The 2,148-nt window shown below is 48.3% G+C and carries 2 protein-coding genes; both read right to left on the bottom strand.

The genetic code is table 11. The features are described from left to right. Nucleotides 1-80: 80 nt before the first annotated feature. Entirely contained in the window at nt 81-812 is a 732-nt protein-coding gene (istB, locus tag KVT36_RS31445) for an IS21-like element helper ATPase IstB (RefSeq protein WP_217607384.1), read from the bottom strand. A 65-nt stretch (nt 813-877) separates the two neighbouring features. Next, on the bottom strand, nt 878-2,148 hold a 1,271-nt coding region (istA, locus tag KVT36_RS31440), incomplete at its 5' end, for an IS21 family transposase (RefSeq protein WP_217607383.1).

The raw sequence follows: 2,148 nt of genomic DNA, 5'->3' as shown, positions 1-2,148 counted from the left end.
TGTAAATTCCGGACAAAGTGAACCACCATTCCGGCGCAAAGTGAACCACCTATAAGGCGCTTTAAGTAGCGTTGTCAAAGTTAGGTAGTTTTGGCTTTACGTTTGGATTCTCCTTTAAGTTCTATTTTATGCATGCGAGCTGTCAATCTGTCCATGATAGCATCAGCAATTGTAGGTTCATTTAAGTAATCATACCATTTTGCCAGCGGTAGCTGGGCTGCAATAATAGTAGCTCCGCGCCCATACCTGTCTTCCAGTATTTGCAGCATGGTAAGCTTCATATCATGAGTAAGCGGCTGCAAGCCGAAGTCGTCCAATATCAACAGAGGTGTTTTAGCCAGGTGATTCAACCACTTTACATAAGAACCATCCAGCCTGGCGGTAGCCAGCGTTTCAATAAAACGGTTCATGGAATAATACTGGGTACGATACCCCAGGGTACAAGCCTGGCGCCCCAGGGCACAGGCCAGGTAGCTCTTGCCGCAACCAGTGGCACCACTGATCAGGATGTTTTCTGACTTCTCAATAAAAGAGCCATCACAAAGTAATTGCAATTGTTCAGCAGTGAACCCTCTTACAGGGGAGCAATGTATTTGTTCCAATAAGGCATGGTAGCGTAATTTGGACATGCGTAGATACAAGCCGGTGCGTTGCTGGCTGCGGTATCCTGTTTCCGCTTCGGTCAGCATAGCCAATAAGGTATGAGCTTCCGGTTGTTGGTGGACTGGCAGGTCCAGTAATGCTTCATAGCGCCCGGCCATACCATGTAACTTTAATTGCTGTAGCTGTGTTACGGTCTGTTCTGTGTTCATACGATCCTTCGATTTTATATGAGTGATTATTGTAAGTAAGCGGGGCTATCGCCCCGGATAATAGATTATTCAAAAGCAGTTTGCCCTCTTAGATTGTCATGCAGCGGTAACTGGAATGAGGGATCACTGTCGCCTGGTAGCTTTTGCTGATCCAGGTTGCCGGCCAGGATATTGTTGATGATCCTATATGCATAAGTTTCGCCCTGCAGCGCTCTATTACAGGCAGCTTCCAGCCGTCCGTGACCATAGGTTTTGCCTAATCTTAACAGTCCCCGGCAAGCCAGATAGGCTTGTTCGCTGAACTGCCTGCTCTGCAGCAGCTTGTCCACATACTGCGCAGTAGCAGAGCCAATAGCCGCAGCCTGCCGGCGAAAATAATCCGGGTCCCAACCTTGTTGGTAATGACGGTGTGCTTCCGGCATATGCTCTTTACAGGTAGTGTAACCATGACGTTTATAGCTACGTTTATGCAGCGCTATGCGCTGATGAGCGTAATAGACCTCTACGGTATCGGTATCATATGCCGCTTTTACTGTTTTGCCTATATAGGAACAAGGCACGCTATAGTAATGCCAGTCTTCTCCCAGCACAATATGGTAGTTACGCTGTACTTTGGCTTCAGCACTATGCTTGAGCAGATAAGGGTGATCCGGCAAGGGTTGTAAAAGAGACTGTTCCTGTTCTGTGAACAACTGGTGGCGGCTATATTCCTTTTTGTACATTAGGCGGCCATTGTGTAAGGCAAGCTGCTGGCTTGCTGCTGCGTTCAACTCTTCCAGGCTGAAGTACACTTTATCCCGTAAGGGTGCATAAATACGCTGATAGGCTAGTTTTACGGCCCCTTCCACCATCGCTTTATCCTTAGGTTTACCTACCCGTGCTGCCAGCAAAGTGATATTGTAATGCAGTGCCCATTGCTGTATCATATCGGTAAATACCGGCTCATAGCGGCAGCTTTTACTCACCATCTGCTTCATGTTGTCCGTCTTCAGGCTAGCCGGTACGCCTCCAAAATATTGCAGGCAACCGTTCAGGGCCTTTACCAGGTGCGGAAGGCTGGCATCCGGCAGCGCAGCTATATAGCTGTAACCGCTGTAAGGCAATACACAAACCAGTACCGGGCAATAGATCACTTCTGCTGTCTGCCGGTCTGTATAACACAGTTTATCACCGGCAAAATCAATCATCATCAGCTGACCCGGTGGGTGCTCAAAATGCATGGAGGTATCTGTGATACTGCTATGGCGGGTTAATAGGTCACAGAACTGTGAGTAGCCATAGCCACCAGGGTGCTGTTGGCGGTATTCTTGCCATAACAGATGACGGGTGACGCCTG

The organism is Chitinophaga sp. GbtcB8 (assembly GCF_019091455.1).
Taxonomy (GTDB): Bacteria; Bacteroidota; Bacteroidia; order Chitinophagales; family Chitinophagaceae; genus Chitinophaga.
The sequence above is the reverse complement of the archived record's forward strand: the minus strand, read 5'-3'. Positions and strand labels throughout refer to the sequence as shown.